The organism is Massilia sp. CCM 8734, assembly GCF_011682155.1.
Lineage (GTDB): Bacteria > Pseudomonadota > Gammaproteobacteria > Burkholderiales > Burkholderiaceae_D > Telluria_A > Telluria_A rubra.
This window is the reverse complement of record NZ_WHJI01000031.1, coordinates 26,456-43,748: the sequence shown is the minus strand read 5'-3', so window position 1 is coordinate 43,748 and position 17,293 is coordinate 26,456. Positions and strand designations below refer to the sequence as shown.

The 17,293-nt window shown below is 64.4% G+C and carries 16 protein-coding genes; 11 read left to right on the top strand and 5 right to left on the bottom strand.

What is annotated here, in order from left to right; translation table 11 throughout:
* Window positions 1–16 precede the first annotated feature (16 nt).
* The 6 genes from F2P46_RS37100 to F2P46_RS24410 all read left to right on the top strand — a co-directional run bounded on the left by F2P46_RS37100 (window position 17) and on the right by F2P46_RS24410 (window position 4,883).
* Window positions 17–1,054, top strand: coding sequence for a hypothetical protein (locus F2P46_RS37100; RefSeq protein ID WP_208296755.1), 1,038 nt, complete (start codon window positions 17–19; stop codon window positions 1,052–1,054).
* A 55-nt stretch (window positions 1,055–1,109) separates the two neighbouring features.
* A complete protein-coding gene (locus tag F2P46_RS24430) occupies window positions 1,110–1,517 on the top strand; it encodes a hypothetical protein (protein WP_166895098.1) in 408 nt (135 codons plus the stop codon).
* Window positions 1,518–1,718: a hypothetical protein gene (locus F2P46_RS24425; protein WP_166895097.1), complete on the top strand. Its 201-nt coding sequence runs from the start codon at window positions 1,518–1,520 to the stop codon at window positions 1,716–1,718.
* Between the two features lie 152 nt (window positions 1,719–1,870).
* Window positions 1,871–2,578, top strand: a complete 708-nt coding sequence (gene imuA / locus F2P46_RS24420) for a translesion DNA synthesis-associated protein ImuA (RefSeq protein WP_166895095.1) — start codon at window positions 1,871–1,873, stop codon at window positions 2,576–2,578.
* Window positions 2,508–3,992 (top strand): DNA polymerase Y family protein, encoded by a 1,485-nt coding sequence (locus F2P46_RS24415; RefSeq protein WP_166895093.1) that lies wholly within the window; start codon window positions 2,508–2,510, stop codon window positions 3,990–3,992. Before imuA ends, F2P46_RS24415 begins: the two co-directional genes overlap by 71 nt.
* Before the next feature lie 129 nt (window positions 3,993–4,121).
* Window positions 4,122–4,883 (top strand): S9 family peptidase, encoded by a 762-nt coding sequence (locus F2P46_RS24410; protein WP_166895091.1) that lies wholly within the window; start codon window positions 4,122–4,124, stop codon window positions 4,881–4,883.
* A 91-nt stretch (window positions 4,884–4,974) separates the two neighbouring features.
* On the opposite strand, the gene F2P46_RS24405 is transcribed toward F2P46_RS24410, so the two are convergent.
* Both F2P46_RS24405 and F2P46_RS24400 read right to left on the bottom strand, forming a co-directional pair.
* On the bottom strand, window positions 4,975–5,325 hold the full coding sequence (locus F2P46_RS24405; protein WP_166882241.1) for a hypothetical protein: 351 nt from the start codon (window positions 5,323–5,325) through the stop codon (window positions 4,975–4,977).
* A 104-nt stretch (window positions 5,326–5,429) separates the two neighbouring features.
* A complete protein-coding gene (locus tag F2P46_RS24400) occupies window positions 5,430–7,352 on the bottom strand; it encodes a M61 family metallopeptidase (protein ID WP_166895089.1) in 1,923 nt (640 codons plus the stop codon).
* Between the two features lie 486 nt (window positions 7,353–7,838).
* Between F2P46_RS24400 and F2P46_RS24395 the strand changes: the two genes are divergently transcribed.
* From F2P46_RS24395 to F2P46_RS24375, 5 genes are all read left to right on the top strand, one after another.
* On the top strand, window positions 7,839–8,399 hold the full coding sequence (locus tag F2P46_RS24395) for a hypothetical protein (protein ID WP_166895087.1): 561 nt from the start codon (window positions 7,839–7,841) through the stop codon (window positions 8,397–8,399).
* A gap of 350 nt (window positions 8,400–8,749) precedes the next feature.
* Window positions 8,750–9,205: an Hsp20 family protein gene (locus F2P46_RS24390; RefSeq protein WP_166895085.1), complete on the top strand. Its 456-nt coding sequence runs from the start codon at window positions 8,750–8,752 to the stop codon at window positions 9,203–9,205.
* 318 nt (window positions 9,206–9,523) lie between these two features.
* Window positions 9,524–11,089 carry a DegQ family serine endoprotease gene (locus F2P46_RS24385; RefSeq protein ID WP_166895083.1) on the top strand — a complete coding sequence of 522 codons (1,566 nt, stop codon included), beginning with the start codon at window positions 9,524–9,526 and terminating at the stop codon, window positions 11,087–11,089.
* A 41-nt stretch (window positions 11,090–11,130) separates the two neighbouring features.
* The gene (locus tag F2P46_RS24380; protein ID WP_166895180.1) at window positions 11,131–11,793 is read left to right on the top strand and encodes a response regulator transcription factor; all 663 of its coding nucleotides are present in this window, start codon (window positions 11,131–11,133) and stop codon (window positions 11,791–11,793) included.
* Window positions 11,790–13,136, top strand: a complete 1,347-nt coding sequence (locus tag F2P46_RS24375; RefSeq protein ID WP_166895081.1) for an ATP-binding protein — start codon at window positions 11,790–11,792, stop codon at window positions 13,134–13,136. The genes F2P46_RS24380 and F2P46_RS24375 overlap by 4 nt, the downstream gene beginning before the upstream one ends.
* Before the next feature lie 117 nt (window positions 13,137–13,253).
* Here F2P46_RS24375 and F2P46_RS24370 read toward each other — a convergent pair whose 3' ends face one another.
* The 3 genes from F2P46_RS24370 to F2P46_RS24360 all read right to left on the bottom strand — a co-directional run bounded on the left by F2P46_RS24370 (window position 13,254) and on the right by F2P46_RS24360 (window position 17,226).
* Complete coding sequence (locus F2P46_RS24370; RefSeq protein WP_166895079.1) at window positions 13,254–13,805, bottom strand: hypothetical protein; 552 nt, start codon at window positions 13,803–13,805, stop codon at window positions 13,254–13,256.
* Window positions 13,806–13,928: 123 nt separating this feature from the next.
* Window positions 13,929–16,313: a TonB-dependent receptor gene (locus tag F2P46_RS24365; RefSeq protein ID WP_166895077.1), complete on the bottom strand. Its 2,385-nt coding sequence runs from the start codon at window positions 16,311–16,313 to the stop codon at window positions 13,929–13,931.
* Window positions 16,314–16,407: 94 nt separating this feature from the next.
* On the bottom strand, window positions 16,408–17,226 hold the full coding sequence (locus F2P46_RS24360; RefSeq protein WP_166895075.1) for a PhzF family phenazine biosynthesis protein: 819 nt from the start codon (window positions 17,224–17,226) through the stop codon (window positions 16,408–16,410).
* Window positions 17,227–17,293 lie beyond the last annotated feature (67 nt).

Genomic DNA, 17,293 nt, shown 5'->3' with positions numbered 1-17,293 from the left:
GCGCCCAGGAGCTTGCATGTTGTTCGATAAGAAAAGTTGGAAAGACATTTGCCAGGGCTTCATGGTGCGCGACTGCACCATTGGCTTTGCCGATGGACGCATCGGCCTGATGCTGGTGGAAATGTCGGACGGGCGCGACGTCGGCTGGCGAACACGTTTCGTGAGCGTGCGCATGGATGCGCCGATGAGCGAGCGTTTTTTCGTTCTTGAAACCAGCGATTTGTCCTTTGCCAGCCTGGCGTCGGCCTGGGCGCCATCGCAGGAGGAATTCCTGGTGGTCGACCTGGCCCGCCAGGTCTGGGCGTACAAGCCGAAAACCTATCGCGATTTTGAAGAGGCGATTGCTTTCGATGGCCGTGGCTACGGTTATGCTGCGGCCGGTAAGGTGGGGTCGGCAATCAATAAACTGGTGCGGGTGCACAGTAAATTGTATGCGCTCGGAAGCCCGCTGCGCATCTTTGAACGCCTTCCCCGGCAAACCTGGACGGAGCACGCCGGCATCCCCATTCCCTCCGAATTAAAGAGCAGGAGCGATAAGCTTATCACCAAGGCCATTGGCAATAGCGGATTCAATGATCTGAGCGGCTTTTCCGAGAATGACTTGTATGTCGTCGGCGACGCGGGGGCGGTATGGCATTTCAACGGGACCGCGTGGGAGAAATTGCCGTTCCCCTCGGACCGGAAGCTGTACACAGTCACCTGCGGTGGCGACGACTGCGTGTATATCACCGATATCACGGGCACGGTATGGGAAGGGCGCAATGGCGCCTGGGAATTGATCGAGCAAGGCCATCAAACCCTTCCGTACGCCGATGCGGCCTGGTTCCAGGGCACGCTGTGGTGCGCCAACGATGACGGCATGCGCGCCCTTGAAAATAATCGGATGGTGGCTGCGCATCTATTGGGAAAACATGCGGTTCCCGATGCGGTGGCGCGCATCAGCCACTGTATCGATGTCTCGCCGGATGGCCAGAAAATGCTCGTGTGCGGCGGGCAGGGCGCCGCCTTGCATGATAGCGTTGCGTGGCAATTGCTCTTTTCCGGCGACCAGTGAGCTCCCTTTCTCGGCTCCGCTCTGGGCAGGGAAGGAATATGATTCAAAGTAATCTTTGAGCGATTTCAAGATGACACTGCGCGCGGTGCGCCAGGATCGGCTGGATAGGGCACTGCGGCCCTTCCATCCTCATCCGCCACGAGTGACATCGATGCCCTCTCTTTCTTCCCATGAAGCTATTTCAGCGCTCACTTACCCACAGCCGGTCTGGCGGTATCTGCTGCTGTTTCAATCCTGGTCGCAACTGGGATCATGGTTGATCATCGTGCTGGCGAGTACCTTGCCGCTGCACGCGTTCCTGATGGGGCAGGAAGGGGCGCCGCCACTTGCCGGGCTTCTGTGCGGCACGGCGTTGGGATCGCTGGTGTCGGTATGCATGGTCCTGCCGGTGCAGTTTTCCGTGGCGCCCGTTGGCGCGGCAAGCATGCGCAATCTGCTCGATACGCTTGAACGTTTGGGATAGGTGCAAAACCAGCTCACTGGTACCAGCATTGTTTACCGCCAAAAACTGCCGCGTATCTTGCGCTGGAACGAGGGCGCCGTAATGATCGCACAGCTTCACGGCACGATCTTGGTCAGCGGCCCGCGCTTTATTGTCGGATGGCTGCGCAAGGACTTGGTGAAGGCCGCGCCCACATGCGTTATTGAAAATGTTTCTAGTTAAAGCTCTGACCCCGGTTGTAGGAAATTGCTGCAGTTTTGCGTCGGAATGTCAGTCTTCCATAGGGTGAGGGGGAGAGGCTGCGCACGATAGACCTTGCCAAATTGGCAGCCAGCGAGTACTGTATAAACATACAGTACTTTGTTGATTCCATCATGAACTCCCCAGATCTTCTTGCCGCGCCCGAGACTTTGCATCCCGCCTTGTGGCGCGCTTCCCAGCTGGCCCACGCGGGTACGCGCTGCGTCGACAGCGGCCATCCCACGCTCTCGCCCCAGTTGCCCGGCGGCGGCTGGCCCAGCGGCTGCCTGGTCGAGTTGCTGCTGCAACAAAGTGGCATCGGCGAATTGCGCCTGCTGCGCCCGGCCCTGGCCAAGGTGGCCGAACGCCGCATCGTGCTGCTGCAGCCGCCCCATCCACCGCAGGCGCTGGCGCTGGCCGCGCTCGGCTTGTCTCCCTCCCAGCTGATCTGGGTGCGCAGCGCGCGCAATGCCGATGCCTTGTGGGCGGCCGAACAGGTGTTGCGCAGCGGTAGTTGTGGCGCGCTGCTGTTCTGGGCCAGCCATGCACGGCCCGAGTCCCTGCGCCGCCTGCATCTGGCGGCGCAAGGCGGCGAAGCCCTGTTCTTCCTGCTGCGCCCGCTCGCGGCGGCCCAGGATGCCTCGCCCGCGCCGCTGCGCCTGAGCTTGCGTCCGGCCCTCGGCGGGCTCGACATCGGTTTCGTCAAACGCCGGGGGCCGCAGCGCGACGCGCCCCTGTTTCTTCCCCTGACTCCTTGTTTACTTCAACGCCATGCGACTCTGGATCGGCCTCTACTTGCCCCGGCTACCGCTCGACGTGTTCAGCCCGCACTGGTCGGCTGAGGCCGCCATCGTCGTACTCGAGAGCGAGCGCGTGCTGGCCGCGTCGGCGCTGGCGCTGGCGGGCGGGGTGCGCGCGGGCATGCGCCGCGGCGGCGTGCTCATGCTGCTGCCCGCCGCCCGCCTGCACGAGCGCGCGCCGGCGCGCGAGGCCGCCGCCCTGCAGGCGGTGGCCATGGCGCTGCTGCAGTACACGCCGCAGGTCACCCTGGCCGAAGAAGCGAGCTTGCTGATGGACGTGGGCGCCAGCCTGCGCCTGTTCGGCGGGGTGCGCGCACTGTGCCGGCGCATTCGCGCCAGCCTGCGCGCGCTCGGGTTCGTGGTTCAGCTGAGCTGCGCGCCGACCGCGCGCGGCGCCTGGCTGCTGGCGCGCGGCGGGGCCGGGCACGCGCTCGGCATGGCGTCACTCAAGCGCCGCCTCGACCGCCTGCCGGCTGCCTTGCCGCTGCCGGCGCGTCCGTTTGCCACCTGGTTCGACGGCATTGGCTGCGTGTCGCTGGGCCAGTTGCGGCGGCTGCCGCGTCCGGGCTTGCAGCGCCGTTGCGGCGCCGCCTTGCTGGCCGTGCTCGATGCGGCCTACGGCATGACGGCCGAGCTGTTCGACTGGATCGCCGCGCCCACCACTTTCCAGGCCCGGCTGGAATTGTTCGACCGGGTCGAACAGGCCGACGCCCTGCTGGCCGGCGCCCACAGCCTGCTGCTGCAAATGACGGGCTGGCTGTGCGCGCACCAACTGGCGGTGGGGCGCATCGTGCTGCTGCTCGAACACGAGCGCGGGCGGGTGGCGCGCGCGCCCACCGTGCTCGACATCATCCTGGCCGAGCCCACCTGGCGCGACGAGCATCTGGTGCGCCTGCTGCGCGAGCGCCTGGGCAGCCTGACGCTGGAGGCGCACGTGATCGGCCTGGTGCTCGAAGCGCCCGAGGTGCAGGCCATGGCCATGCCGAGCGAGTCGCTGTTTCCCGAGCCCGGCGGCAACGAGCAAGACCAGTGGCGCATGCTCGAACTGCTGGTGGCGCGCCTGGGTCCCGACAATGTGCTGCAGGCGGCCCCGCGCGCCGATTACCGGCCCGAGCTGGCCAACCGCTGGGTGCCGGTGCGGCGGGCGCGCGGCAAGGCGCAGCAGGCGCAGATGCAGTTGCCGCCGGACGTGCTCAGCTTGCCGCGCCCGGCCTGGTTGCTGGCCAAGCCGGTGGCGCTGCTGATGCGCGATCACCGGCCGTTTTACGGCTCGCCGCTGCGCATGGCGTCCACCCCCGAGCGGATCGAGGCCGGCTGGTGGAGCCAGGCGCAGACGCGCGATTACTTCATCGCACAGGGGCAGGACCATGCCCATTACTGGGTCTATCGCGAACGCATCGCCGGGGCCGATGGCGATAGCGCGCCGCGCTGGTTTCTGCATGGCTTGTTTGGTTAGGGAATCGGCAGCGGCTCCTGGTAGCGGCGCCCGGTAACGGCGCCCGGTAACGGCGTCCGGTAACGGCGCCCGGTAACGGCGTCCATCCCGGGTTAAGATGCTCGGATTCATTATTCACCAGGAGCAGGGATGCACAGCGAAAAACAAGAGTTTCCCGGCGCTGATGGCCACAAGCTGGCGGCCCGTCTCGATGCCCCCGACGGGCCGGCGCGCGCGTATGCGCTGTTTGCCCATTGTTTTACCTGTGGCAAAGACGTGTTCGCCGCCAGCCGCATCGCCCAGGCCCTGACCGAGCATGGCATCGCCGTGCTGCGCTTCGATTTCACGGGGTTGGGCGCGAGCGAAGGCGATTTTGCGAACACCAATTTTTCATCGAATGTGCAGGACCTGGTGGCCGCCGCCGCCTTCATGCGCACCTCGCTGAAGGCGCCCGAGATCCTGATCGGACACAGCCTGGGCGGGGCCGCCGTGCTGGCCGCCGCCGCCGGCATTGACGAGGTGCGCGCGGTCGTGACCGTGGGCGCGCCGAGCGATCCATCGCATGTCAACAACCTGTTCGGCGAGCAGCTCGGCGTGATCGAAGCCGAGGGCGAGGCGCTGGTGCAACTGGCCGGGCGGCCGTTCACCATCAAGCGCCAGTTTTTGCTCGATGCCGCCGAGCAGAACTTGAACGTCAGCACGGCCGCGCTCAAGCGCCCTTTGATGGTTATGCACTCGCCGCACGACCGCACCGTGGGGATCGATAATGCGCTGCATATTTTCCAGGCGGCCAAGCATCCGAAGAGTTTTGTGTCGCTCGATGATGCGGATCATTTGCTCACGCGCAGGGAAGATGCGGTGTGGGTGGCCGGCATGATTGCGGCATGGAGCGCGCGCTATGTGAGCGCTTGAGGAGGCGGAACGAGAAGGCGGTACGAGGAGGCAGGCTGCCGCTGTTAAAAAGCGGCAGTAAAACGTTGCTGCATGAAAGGAAGGACGCGGTTTATTCGTCGTCGAATTCTTCGGCCAGGTTCTTCCAGCCCTTGAGCTTGGCGAAGGCGCTGAATTCCTCGGGCGCTTCGAGCACGATCAGCTTGCGGTCTTGCAGGCCAGGGTCGCTGTGCGAAAAATTCGGCCCTACGTAGCCCAGCGCGCGCAGGCGGTCGATGATGTTGCCGACGAGGACTTTGTCCTTGTACAGCCCACCCTCGATCGGTGCGGCGAAGTCCACGTACACGTCAATAATCCCGTAACCCTCGTCGAAAATGCGGATCGCCTTGACGTCGTGGGAACGGCTGCTGCTGTCGCTGGCCTTGAACGGGCCGCTCAGCTGGATGTCGGTATCGGTAGTCATAAACGCAGCATAGCACCATCGGCGTGAACCGGTAGTGCGTCGCCGCGGATCGTCACGCGCCGCCGGCATCAGGCGTTGGCCTCAGCGCCGGTGGCGGGCCTTGCTCAGTGGCGCGGCTGCAGGATCGCGTCGAGCCGGTCCTTGCTGCCGGGAATGCGTTCCAGGCGCGGATAGCGCAAGCCGCCATGGTAATCGAGCGCCACCGTGCGGAAATTGCCGCCTTTGCGCACCAGCAGTTCGATCGGCGCCTTGCCGTCGCGCGCCGCCTTCACGGCCGCTTTCAGCACCTCGGGTTTGTAGGCGCGGTTGTGGACGGCCACGATGCTGCTGTTGCCCGACAAGCCGGCGCGAAAGCCAATGCCATCCCATTCGATCGCCTCGATCGCGCCATCGTTCTTGACGGAAAAACCAAGCGAATAACTGAAGTCGCTCATCTTGTTGCGCTCTTCCTGGCCTTTGATCACCTCGGTCGGCGTGTCCGTGTAGACCAGCTTCCAGCCGGCGCGCGCCAGACCGTCGAGCGGTGCGCCGGGGGCATTGCCGTCCAGCTTGGCGCGCAGGAAAGGCGCCCAGTCGAACGCCTGCACCGATGCCAGGGTGCGCACCACGTCGTCGAACTGGTAGTAGACCGGGCCGATGCTGCCATTGTCGACGCCATAAAAGGTGCGCGCGAAATCATCGAGCGAACGCTTCTCGCCGGACAGTTCGCGGATGCGGGTATCGACGTCCAGCCAGATCAGCATGCCTTCTACATAATAATCTTCGCTGCGCTGCCAGTTGCTCCAGCCCAGCGCGCGGCGGGCTTGCACGATCGGATCGTTGACCGTGTCCTGCAAGGCACGCCAAGAGCGGCCCTGCACGTGGTCGTAGCGCGCGGCATAGGCGGCGATGGCGTCGCGGATGCCGCCGGCCGACACCAGCCCCGAGCGCGCCGCCAGCACATTGCCCCAGTACTGGGTCTGGCCTTCGTACACCCACAGCAGGCTGTTCTGCAACGGCACGTTGAAGTTCGGCACATCCTGGTCGGCCGGGCGGCGGAACTTACCGTTCCACGAGTGCGTGTATTCGTGCGGCAGCAGGTCGCGCCCGAGTTCGGTCTTGGCCCAGTCGGTAAAGTAACCGGGCTTGACGCCGTTCTCGCTCGACTGGTGATGTTCGCGCCCGATGCCGCCGAATTCGTCCGACAGCGAAAACAGGAAATCGTAATGCTTGTAATGATGCGAGGCGAACAGCTTGCCGGCCTGCTGCACCAGCGCGCGGTGCAGGGCGATCTGTTCCGGCTTCGCTTCCAGGCTCTCCGGATTGTCGGCCACCATGTTCAGGTGCACCGGCACCTTGGCGCCGGGATCGAGGTCGATGCGGCGGAAGTGGCGGCCCGCGAATACGGGCGAATCGATCAGCGTTTCCAGGTCGAGCGGCTTGAAGCGGATGTCGTTGCCCTGGCGCGCGGCCGTTTCCAGCGCGGTGCCGTACTGCCAGCCATCGGGCAGGGTGAGCGAGGCCTGGACCGGGATGCGGCGGCTGAAGTAGCCGGCCGGATACAGGGTCATCGCTTGCCATTGCACGCCGACAATTTCGCTGGTCATCGTGATGCGGCCCTGGGCCGGCTCGACTGGCGAGAGGAACTGGTATTCGGCCTCGACCGAGGTGGCGCCCTCGGGCACGGTGAGGTGGAAGGCATGCACGTGGACCGGGTCGCGCGTCCACGCCAGCGCCTTGCCACCGGCCGACAGGCGCAGGCCGGCCAGCTGGTTCAGCGGTCCGCTGGGGCCGTGGTTGCCGGGCACCCACTGCGGATAGAGCAGGGTCAGCGGGCCTGGCGCGGCCGGGATGGTGGCGCGGACGCGGAAAATCTGCTGTCCCACGTTGGTGGCGTCGACCTTGAGCACGATGGTGCCTGGGTAGGGCAGGTCGCGCGGCGCGGGCACGTCGGCGCGGGCGGGCAGGGCCAGCGTGGCGAGCAGGGCCAGGGAGCAAAGGGATGAGCAGGCGGACGGAAGAGGGCGACGGCGAAGCGGAAGGGGCATGGGATTGTCAATACGGTAAAGATCAGCAATGTCTGCGGGTATTCGCAGGGGAACACGATTCTACCGAAAAGCCTTGCGTACACGGGGCCTGGCGCGTCTGCCAGGAAAGGAATCGCATTCCGGCGCCTGCGGCCCCGACCGCGAAAGCGAAAGCGGCGAAGGGCCCGAGACTTTCCAGGGGCGCTGGAAAGCCGGCATTGTGTACCTGCTGCAAGAGCCCGCGCTGCGCAGACAAGCTGTGAACAGCAAGTCATGACGCACACGGGGGAGGGTTGTGTGTGTTGCTGGCCAGCCTCCTGCGGCAAAGTGTCTTGTTTCGCTGTCTCGTTTTGTCTCATTTTGTCTCGTTTGAACGAAGACGCGGGACCGCTGTCCAAATGAGACAGAATGAGACAAAACGGGACAAAAATGGACACGCAAACGAGACACTTTGCCGCAGGAGGCTCGCCGGCAACAGGTACAACACTGGCGCGTTTGGTTGCCCACTTGCATGCACGCGGCGACCAGTTGTCGATCGATGACGCCCTGGGCATGGCCATTGATGCCTGGCTGGCCGCCGACACCTTGCGTGCTGCAGGCGGTGAAGCGAACGGTTATCAGTGGAAATGCCTGCTGTTGCCGGACGGGACCCATATCCGCATGACCGTGGACGGGCGCACCGAGTATGCCAGCGTCGTGGGCGACGCCATCATGTATCAAGGGCGCAGCGTGTCGCCGCGCGGCATGACGCTTGCCATTGCGGGCGAGGGGCGCAACGCGTGGCGCGAACTGGTGATTCGACGCCCGGGTGACGCAGGGTGGGTGCGCGCGTCGGTCTTGCGCAGCCGCATCGAGCGCGCCGCCCGCCAGCCGCAGCCGCAGCCGCAGCCAACGACGCCCGCCGACAGCATGGCCGCCGCCGCACGTTGCATGTCGGATGCCTTGCGCAGCGCGATGGTGCTTGTGGAACACGTCAACGCGCAGACGGCGCGGCAGCAGGAGGAGCGGCGGCGCGGAGCTTGCCGCCGCGAGACCGACAAGCTGGGTGACGATTGCGCCTTCGAATGATGTTGCCGGCGCGCGGGCTGGCGGCGACGAGCGCATCGGCCAGTTGCTTGCGCTTGCCGCAGCGATAAGTGTGGGCGCCGTCCGCACTTGTCGATCACCTTCCGCCGTTCGCCGTTCGCCGATTGCAGCTTGCGCTTGCCGCCCGCGCCTGCGTCGCTTCACGGCACCGATCTGTCGCTGAATTGTCTTTGCTCCAGCCAATTTTTTTCAAAATATTTTTCGGTGCATTGGGCAAAAAATCGTCTTTTTCAAGGCCTTGAAAACTGTCGCATCCGCCTTTAGATTGGATTCAACGGATGCTCCACGGAGGTCCGTCAACCTATCGCTTAACTTCTAAAAGGATACTTATCATGCGCACATTCGACCTTGCTCCTCTCTATCGTTCCGCTATCGGCTTCGACCGCCTGGCCAACCTGCTGGAATCGCAGCGCACTGAAGCGCAGCCCAGCTATCCACCGTATAACATCGAACTGGTCAGCGAAGACAAGTACCGCATCGTGATGGCGCTGGCCGGCTTCGACCGTTCGGAAGTGGAAATTATCACCGAACGCGACAGCCTGCACATCACCGGTCGCAAGCAGAAAGAGGACACCCAGCGCACCTACCTGCACCGCGGCATTGCGGCACGTGACTTCGAGCAGCGCTTCCAGCTGGCGAACCACGTCAAGGTCACCACGGCCTCGTTCGACAACGGCATGCTGACCATCGAGCTGGTGCGTGAAGTGCCCGAGGCTCTCAAGCCGCGCCGCATCGTCATCGACGGTGGCGAGAACGTGCAGGCGCTTGAGCAGCGCCAGGCTGCCTGACCAGGACCAGCCGGCACGCGATCCGCAGCAAGCTGAGATAGCGAGCTGAGCTGAAACACCGGGGCGCCCGCAGCAAGGGGCGCCCCGTTCCACGTGCTGGCCGGCTTGTCGTTAGCGCCGGCAAGGCCATTACCGGCAAGGCCATTAAGACAACCCTAAGTATGATGCCGCATCATTCCACCATCGGCCAGGCGTCAAGTGGTCACGATGCTGCAAAACCAAAGAAGCAAACAAGAAGCAAACAAGAAGCACAGCAACACAGCAAACAACAACAAGCGTGCCTTACAGAACATATCCTTTCAAACCAGGAGTACGTCCATGCATAACGAAGGTGCCATCACTGTCATCACCGCTAAGCGTCTCACGCTAGCCCTTGCCGCCGCGGGCGCCATTGGCGGAGCGGTTGGTGCGATCGCGGTCAACCATAACAACGCAGTCGCCTCCGCTCCTGTTGCGCTCGCCGCGCAGACACCGTCCGCCGCGCCATCGGCCGCACCGGCGGCCGCCCCCGTCAATCCAGGCGCCCCCGCGCCGCTGGCGGCCGGCGTGGTGCTGCCCGATTTCACCCAGATTGTTTCGCGCAACGGCCCGGCCGTGGTCAATATCCGCGTCATGGGCAGCACCAAGACGGCCATGGGCCAGCAGCGCGGCCGCGGCATGCCTCCGCAGTTCGACGAGGACGACCCGTTTTTCGAATTTTTCCGTCGCTTCCAGGGGCCGCAGATGCCCCGTGGACAACAACGCGACACGCCCGTTTTTGGCGCCGGTTCCGGGTTCATTATCAGCCCGGACGGTGTCATCCTGACCAATGCGCACGTGGTGCGCGACGCCAAGGAAGTCACGGTCAAGCTCAACGACCGGCGCGAATTCCGCGCCAAGGTGCTCGGCTCCGACCCCAAGACCGATGTGGCGGTGCTCAAGATTGACGCCAAGAACCTGCCGGTGGTGCCAATCGGCAAATCTAATGATCTCAAGGTCGGTGAATGGGTGCTGGCGATCGGCTCGCCGTTCGGACTGGAAAGCACGGTCACGGCCGGCGTGGTCAGCGCCAAGGGGCGCACGCTGCAGGACGACAGCCAGGTGCCGTTCATCCAGACCGACGTGGCGGTCAATCCCGGCAACTCGGGCGGCCCGCTGTTCAATACCAAGGGCGAAGTGATCGGCATCAATTCGCAGATCTACAGCCAGACCGGCGGCTACATGGGCTTGTCGTTCGCCATTCCAATCGATGTGGCTTACCGCATCAAGGATCAGATTGTGACCACCGGCAAGGTGCAGCATGCCAAGCTGGGCGTGTCGATCCAGGAAGTGAACCAGGGTTTCGCCGATTCCTTCAAGCTCGACTCGCCCGAGGGCGCGCTGGTGTCGAACGTGGAAAAAGGCGGCGCGGCCGACAAGGCGGGCCTCAAGTCCGGCGACGTCATCCGCAAGCTGAACGGCCAGCCGATCGTGGCCTCGGGCGACTTGCCGGCCATGCTCAGCGTGGCCCAGCCGGGCGACAAGGTCAGTCTCGACGTCTGGCGCGACGGCAAGATCGTGCGCATCGACGCGCGCCTGGCCAACGCCAGCGACAAGGTGGCGCAGGACGAGCGCGAACCGGCCGCCGGCGCCGACCAGGGTGCGAAACTGGGCCTGGCCCTGCGTCCGCTCGACCCCAACGAGAAGCGCCAGTCGGGCATCGCCTCGGGCCTGGTGATCGAAGATGCGGCCGGGGCGGCGTCCACGGCCGGGGTCCAGCCGGGTGACGTTTTGCTGTCCGTCAATGGCCGCCCTGTCAATTCGGTCGAGCAGGTGCGCGATGTGGTGGGCAAGGCCAGCAAGTCGGTGGCCTTGCTGATTCAGCGCGGTAATGACAGAATCTTCATTCCGGTGCGGATCGGGTAATCCTGCCCTTCCGCCCGCAGGGTACGAGAAAGTAGGATGTGATGCGCTTGCTGCTGGTGGAAGACGATACGATGATCGGCGAAGTGGTGCTCGACCTGCTCAGGGCCGAACACTACGCGGTCGATTGGGTCAAGGATGGCGAAATGGCCGACACGGCCCTGCGCCAGTCGCAAAGCTACGACCTGGTCCTGCTCGACCTGGGCTTGCCGCGCAAGGATGGCCTGGAAGTGCTGCGCGCCATGCGCACGCGCAAGGACCGCACCCCGGTGCTGGTGGCGACCGCGCGCGACGCGGTCGAGCAGCGCATCGCCGGGCTCGACGCCGGGGCCGACGATTATGTCCTCAAACCCTACGACCTCGACGAGCTGCTGGCGCGCATCCGCGCCTTGCTGCGGCGCGCCGCCGGGCGCGGCGAACCGATCTTCGAATACAATGCCATCAGCATCAATCCGGCCACCCGCGAAGTGCAGGTCGACGGCGTTCCGGTCACCCTGTCGGCGCGCGAATGGGCCGTGCTCGAAGCCTTGATCGCCCGTCCCGGCGTGGTGCTCTCTCGCGCCCAGCTGGAAGAAAAGCTCTACAGCTGGCGCGATGAAGTGAGCAGCAACGCGGTGGAAGTGTATATCCACGGCTTGCGCAAGAAACTCGGCAGCGATCTGATCCAGAACGTGCGCGGGGTCGGTTACATGGTGCCCAAACTATGAACCTGGCGCACTCGCTGCGCGGCCGTCTGTTGTGGTTTTTGCTCGCGGCCATCAGTATCGCCGCCGTGGCGCAAGCGTCGATCGCCTATCGCACGGCGCTGTCCGACGCCGACCAGATTTTCGATTACCACATGCAACAAATGGCGCTGTCGCTGCGTTCCAGCGCGCCGCTGTCGAACAACACCGACACCGCAGCGAGCGTGGAAGCGGACGCCGAAAACAACGAGTTGATGGTGCAGGTCTGGACCCCGGACGGGGTGCGCGTGTTCCGCACCGTCTCGCGCACCACCCTGCCGCAGCACGCGGTGCTGGGCTTTTCCAACATCAAGGCCAACAACACCACCTACCGCGTGTTCTCGGTGCAAAGCAGCACCCAGACCCTGCAGATTGCCCAGGACATGGCGGTGCGGCGCAATATGGCCGGCAACCTGGCCTTGCGCACGGTCGGTCCGATTGCGGTGATGATGCCGATCCTGATGCTGGTCGTGTGGTGGGTCGTGAGCGGTTCGCTGCAACCGGTCTCGCGCGTGCGCACCCAGGTGGCGGCGCGCCAGGCCGACGACCTCTCGCCCGTGTCGGAAGCGGACTTGCCGGACGAAGTATTGCCGCTGGTGCAGGAATTGAATCTCTTGTTCGGCAGGGTGAAGACCGCCTTCGACGCCCAGCAGCATTTCGTGGCCGACGCCGCGCATGAACTGCGCACGCCGCTGCAAGCGCTGAAACTGCAGGTGCTGAGCCTGGAGCGGGCCGACAGCCCGGAAGCGCGCGGGGTGGCGGTGGGACGGTTGACGGCCGGCATCGAGCGTGCCACCAGGCTGGTGGAGCAATTGCTGGTGCTGGCCCGCCAGGAAGCGAGCGCGGCGGGCGGAGTAAAAACCCAGCCGGTCGAGTTGGCCGACCTGGCCAAGCGGGCGCTGGCCGACCTGGCGGGTGCGGCGCAGGCGCGCGGCATCGACCTGGGCCTCACGCGTGCCGATCCGGTGCAGGTGGCGGGCCAGCCGGACGCCCTGATGATCATGCTGCGCAACCTGATCGACAACGCCTTGAAATATACCCCGGCCGGCGGCACGGTGGACCTGAGCGTGACGGAAGAAGGCAAGGGTACGGCGCTGGTGGTGGAGGATAGCGGGCCGGGCATACCGGCGGAGGAAAGGGAGCGGGTATTCAACCGTTTCTACCGCATCGCCGGCAGCGAGGCCAGCGGCAGCGGACTGGGGCTGGCGATCATCAAAGCGATCGCCGAGCGGCACGGAGCCAAGTTAAGTCTGGGCGAATCGGCCAAGCTGGGTGGTTTAAGCGTGCGCATCGACTTCCCTGCGGCAAGCAAAGCCGACCTCGCATAGGGGTCAGACCCCGGTTTTTCAGTTGGGGGGTCTGACCCCGGTGTTACCGGAGTCGATAGGGGGCTGACCCCGGAGTCGATAGGGGTCTGACCCCGGTGTTACCGGGCCTAGAACGGCCTACTTCTTAATAATCGCCTGCAACAGCGCAAACGCCTCATGCCGGATCGTGGCATCGGCGGCGGCCAGTTCCTTACGCGCCTGCACCAGCGCCGGTTTCTTGAGCATCTTCTTCTCGGCCGCGTTCGGCACCGGCGGTTCCGGCGGGAACATGCTGGCCCGGCTGTTATAAGTCTGCTGCAACAAGCGCTTGCCATAATCGGACGCATAAAACGCGCTCAGCTCATTGGCCGCCTCGACCCCGATCACGCGCGCCACCGGCAGCGCCAGGCGCTTGTAGATTTCCTGCGGCGGCACCTTGTCGAGCTTGGCGAACACGCTGGCGCGCTGTTCCTCATTCACATACCGGCTCGCACCGGCCACCGAGCGCATCATTTTTTCCGACTGCATGGCTTCGAGCATGGCTTGCACCGCCTGGACCCGGGCGGCATCGGGCGTGGCCACCGTGGTGGACGCTGCCACCGTGGCGGCGGGCGCGGCGGCGGGCGCTGCCTGCGTCAACGGCGCGCCGGCCAGCAGTGCGGCCATTGTCAGCGCGTAAATTGGTTTCATTCTTCATCCTTTTTCAACAGTCACAGGGCTGCCCATCAACGGGCCAGCCGACACAATAATGCAAAAGGGCAGGCCAGGTCTACGCGACCCGGCCTGCCCCCTACCAGCTAGCGTCCCCCGCGCTTAAAACTTATGCCACAGGCGGGCGAAATACGATGCGCCGTTCATGCCGAACTGCACCGACTCATACTTGAAGCCGTTGTCGGTCTGGTCCGGATCCTGCTCGGTCGGCTTGACATTGAAAATATTCGCGCCGCCCACGGTCAGCTTGGTCTTGTCGCTGAAATTATACGTAAAACTCAGGTCGGCCGAGGTTTTTGGCTTGTACACCTGGTTCGGGGTTGGCGCGCCGGACCAGGTACCCAGGGTTTGCTTGCCGAAGTGGATCACCTTGAAGTCGGTGCCGATCTTGCCCAGCGCGTATTCGAAGCCCAAAGTCGCCTTGCGCCGCGGTCCACCCTGTTCCAGGAACAGGCGCTCGCGCTGGGACAGCAGCACGTCTTCATAGCCCTTGAACGCGGCCGGCGCATTCACCCCGGTCACTTCGGTCTTGCTGATGTTCATGGCCAGGAAGGTATTGAGCTTGCCGCCGGCCAGTTCGCTGCGGTTCGACACCGTCAGGTCCAGGCCCTGCGTCTTGGTATCGATCGAATTGACGAAGAACTGGGCGGCGCCCACGCCCAGGGTGCTCAGCAGCGGCACGATGGGCGCGTAGTTGCTGGCGTCGAAACGGCCCGAAAACACGATACGGTCGTCGATCGCGATGCGGTACAGGTCGGCCGTGATCGAGGTGGTCGGGGTCGGCGTCCAGGTGCCGCCCAGGGTGAAGCTGACCGACTCTTCTTCCTTCAACTTCGGAATGCCGATCGCATTGGCCACATTGCCGCCGTTCGGCGCGAACACCGAATCGACCGGATTGCCGTTGACGAACTCGGTGAAGGTCGACGAAAAGAACGCTTGCTGCAGCGACGGCGCGCGGAAACCCGTGCTGGCCGAACCGCGCAGCAGGAACGCATCGCTGATCTTGTAGGCTGCGGCCAGTTTGCCGGTCACGCTGTTGCCGAAGTCGCTGAATTTTTCGTAACGCACGGCCGACAGCACTTTCAGGCGCTCGGTGACGTCGGTCTCGACATCGATGTAGGCCGCCACGCTATGGCGGCTGTTGTCGGTCGCGTCGCCCGGGCGAAAGCCCGGAAAACCCTGGCTGCCCGGGTCGCCGCCGAAGCCGGGACCGTCGACATCATTGTAGGAGCCGGCTTCGCCGGCGAAGATTTCGTAGTTTTCCTTGCGGAACTCGGCGCCGAAGGCCAGGTTCAAGCCGCTTAAGATGTTCGGAAAGAAACGGCTGGCGTCGGCGTTGGTGGTCAGCTGCATGGCGGCAAAACCGCCGGCGTCGAATTGCGAGGCCGACACACCCCTGCCGCCCTTGAGCAGGTCGGCGTTGGCGATCGAGGCATTGAGCGTATTGCTGATGTTGTAAAGCATCTTGTTGTAGCCGTAGGTCTGCGAAAAGTCCGCATTCCACTCGCCCAGCTTGGCGCGATAGCCGACCGTGCCGTAATGATCGTCGATGTCGGCATTGATGTACGGCGCAAAACCGTTCGGATACATGGCTTGCGCATTGCGTACCGGAATCTGGTCCGCACCGCGGCCGAACGCGGCCGAGGAAGCATCGCGCTTCTGGGTGCCGGCCGTGAAATACAGCTTGCCGTCGACCATGGGAATCTCGCCGTTCAGGTACAGGGTCTGGTTGTTCACCTTGCTGTCGCCGATGGTGCGCAGGCTGCCCGCGTCGGCCCGGTTTGAGCGGCCACGGTCCAGATATTCAGCGGTGATGCCGACCGCGCCGCCGGCCACTGCCACGCCGCAATAGGCCGAGGCCAGGTAGTTCTCGCCGTCGCCGGCCGAATACTGGCCCGCGCCGAGCACGCTCTCGCAGCCGAGCGTTTTTTTCAGGTCGATATTGATGACGCCGGCGATCGCATCCGAGCCGTACTGGGCGGCGGCGCCATCGCGCAGCACCTGGATGTTCTTCACCGCCAGCAGCGGAATCGCATTCATGTCGGTGCCGGTGTTGCCGCGGTTGCGCGCGCCGAAAATGTTCACCAGCGAAGTGCTGTGCCGGCGCTTGCCGTTCATCAACACCAGGGTTTGATCCGAGCCCAGGCCGCGCAGGGCGGCCGAGTCGACCAGGTCGGCGCCGTCGGCCCCGCTCTGGCGCGTCGAATTGAACGATGGCGAAATGTAGGTGAGCGTCTGGGCCAGGTCGAACTGGCCGCCCTGCTCGGCCAGGCGGGTCATGGGAATCAGGTCGACCGGGACCGCCGTATCGGTGGCGGAGTTGGCCGAGACGCGGCGTGAACCAACCACGCTGACGCTGGGAATGACTTCTTCCTTGGCGGCTGGCTGGCCCGACTGGGCGAAACTGGCGGGGGCATACACGGCGAGAGCGGCACTGCCGTACAAAGCGAGCAAGACGGACCTACGTAAAGTGGTGGGGGTGAACACGCGACGGTCTCCGGGTTTTTATTAGAAAGGAGATTGATTCTAATGTAATTTCCATGGCCGCCGTCCAGCACGTTGTGGCGCAATGACAACGTTGTCAATACTCGTTGACGGCCTCGGCCCGTCCGCCCACCAGGATCAGATTTCCTTCGAAGCGGATGCGGATCAGGCAGGGCGCGCCCAGTGCAGCACCCTGATGCACCGTGATGGTGCAGCCCAGATGGGCCGCCAGCGCGCCCGCCGCCACGCCGGTGGCGCGGTCTTCCATGGCCGGATCGAGATGGTTGAAGTTGCGCCCTTCGTACGTGCGCGCGCCGCTGCGCCACAGCACGTAGCAGCCGTTGACCCCGTGTTCGCGGCCCCAGTCGACGATGCGCTCCAGCGGCGGACGCAGGGCGTGCAGGGTGGCGCGCTCAGGCACCTCGATCAGCAGCTTGGGACTGCCGACCGAGGCCAGCACCGGCGCGCTGGCCAGGGTCAAACCGGGCTGGCCCAGCAGCCAGGCGGCCAGCGCGGTATCGACCTCGACCGCGACCGCGACGGCGGGGACAGGCTGGGCTTGCAGCGCGACAAAATAGTCCTCTCCCTCGCGCCTCAGGAGCAGGGCTTGCGCATGCATCGCCGTGCTCAGCACAATATCCGACGGCGCCTGCAGCGCCTGCCCGGCGCGCCCGAACAGCACCTGCGCCGCGCCCAGGGTAGCGTGCAGGCACAGGGGACTCCTGGCATGCGGGTAGTAATAGTCGGCGATGACACCCTGGTCAGGGCCGGCGTCGAGAAACACGCAGGCCGGATGCAGCTGCGCGCGCGCGAACGCCTGGCGCGCGTCGGGCGTGGCCGGACCGCCCTCGATCACCATCGCCATGTTGCCGTGACCGGGCAATGCACCAAAACAGCGCACCAGATGAGTCTGCATAGTTATTCCCAATTGGTAAGAAAATGGCGGGAGGTATACTGTGTTTCCATACAGTAGTTTCTTTCAT

Excerpts from the sequence above, each read along its gene's own strand:
- F2P46_RS24380 (WP_166895180.1), top strand. The coding sequence starts at position 11,131 with ATGCGCTTGCTGCTGGTGGAAGACGATACGATGATCGGCGAAGTGGTG.
- F2P46_RS24415 (WP_166895093.1), top strand. The coding sequence starts at position 2,508 with ATGCGACTCTGGATCGGCCTCTACTTGCCCCGGCTACCGCTCGACGTG.
- F2P46_RS24390 (WP_166895085.1), top strand. The coding sequence starts at position 8,750 with ATGCGCACATTCGACCTTGCTCCTCTCTATCGTTCCGCTATCGGCTTC.
- F2P46_RS24370 (WP_166895079.1), bottom strand. The coding sequence starts at position 13,805 with ATGAAACCAATTTACGCGCTGACAATGGCCGCACTGCTGGCCGGCGCG.
- F2P46_RS37100 (WP_208296755.1), top strand. The coding sequence starts at position 17 with ATGTTGTTCGATAAGAAAAGTTGGAAAGACATTTGCCAGGGCTTCATG.
- F2P46_RS24360 (WP_166895075.1), bottom strand. The coding sequence starts at position 17,226 with ATGCAGACTCATCTGGTGCGCTGTTTTGGTGCATTGCCCGGTCACGGC.
- F2P46_RS24410 (WP_166895091.1), top strand. The coding sequence starts at position 4,122 with ATGCACAGCGAAAAACAAGAGTTTCCCGGCGCTGATGGCCACAAGCTG.
- F2P46_RS24400 (WP_166895089.1), bottom strand. The coding sequence starts at position 7,352 with ATGCCCCTTCCGCTTCGCCGTCGCCCTCTTCCGTCCGCCTGCTCATCC.
- F2P46_RS24385 (WP_166895083.1), top strand. The coding sequence starts at position 9,524 with ATGCATAACGAAGGTGCCATCACTGTCATCACCGCTAAGCGTCTCACG.
- F2P46_RS24375 (WP_166895081.1), top strand. The coding sequence starts at position 11,790 with ATGAACCTGGCGCACTCGCTGCGCGGCCGTCTGTTGTGGTTTTTGCTC.
- imuA (WP_166895095.1), top strand. The coding sequence starts at position 1,871 with ATGAACTCCCCAGATCTTCTTGCCGCGCCCGAGACTTTGCATCCCGCC.
- F2P46_RS24405 (WP_166882241.1), bottom strand. The coding sequence starts at position 5,325 with ATGACTACCGATACCGACATCCAGCTGAGCGGCCCGTTCAAGGCCAGC.